This is a genomic window from Mesorhizobium sp. M1D.F.Ca.ET.231.01.1.1, from assembly GCF_003999155.2.
GTDB lineage: Bacteria > Pseudomonadota > Alphaproteobacteria > Rhizobiales > Rhizobiaceae > Mesorhizobium.
In genome coordinates, this window is record NZ_RZOZ02000241.1 from 1 (window position 1) to 296 (window position 296).

At 66.2% G+C, this 296-nt stretch carries 1 protein-coding gene; it reads left to right on the plus strand.

Annotated features, from left to right (window positions below; translation table 11 throughout):
* Positions 1-296, plus strand: a 296-nt coding sequence (locus EN874_RS33120) for a transposase (protein ID WP_135884745.1), incomplete at both ends; no start/stop codon positions are given.

Consider the following 296-nt stretch of genomic DNA (forward strand, 5'->3'; position numbering starts at 1 on the left):
ATGCCGAACGCGATGCCATGTTCGCTGCCGCTGAGGCGGTCTCGCCGGCTCCGGCGATGCTGCTCAACCTGAAAGGCAGCGGGCTGGAGTTCGCCACTGTCCTGTGGTCGGAGGGGCTGTCGCGTCACTTCGACAACCGGCGACAGGTTGCCGCCTATGCGGGCCTTGCTCCGACACCTTGGCAGAGTGGGAAGATCGATCACGACCAGGGGGTTTCGAAAGCCGGCAATCCCAGGCTGCGCACGACGCTGATCCAGCTCGCCTGGCTGTGGCGGCGCCATCAGCCACGATCGGCG